We start from the raw sequence: 270 nt of genomic DNA on the forward strand, positions 1-270 counted from the left end.
GCCGTCAGGCGCGAGGAAGTCACGAAGTGTTGTGCCGCCGCGGACGATCGCGTAGGCGAGGATCTCGCGCACCGCTTCGGCCAGCGCCTGGTAGCGCGCCAGGCTCACCTTTCCCGCCGCGCGGCGCGGATCGATGCCGGCGCGGAACAGACTCTCGGCGGCGTAGATGTTGCCGACGCCGACTAGGATGGGGTGGTAAATCAGGAAGGTGTTGATAGGTGGAGGGGGTTTGGGGTTGAGGGGGAAAAGGTGTTCAGGGGAGAAGTTGGA

1 pseudogene is annotated in these 270 nt (G+C 65.2%); it reads right to left on the reverse strand.

Annotation, left to right across the window (positions count from 1 at the left end):
• Positions 1-270, reverse strand: a pseudogene (locus tag FLQ44_RS22500) (DNA-formamidopyrimidine glycosylase); the annotation flags it as partial.

The organism is Vogesella mureinivorans, from assembly GCF_007644035.1.
In the GTDB taxonomy this organism is placed as follows: Bacteria; Pseudomonadota; Gammaproteobacteria; order Burkholderiales; family Chromobacteriaceae; genus Vogesella; species Vogesella mureinivorans.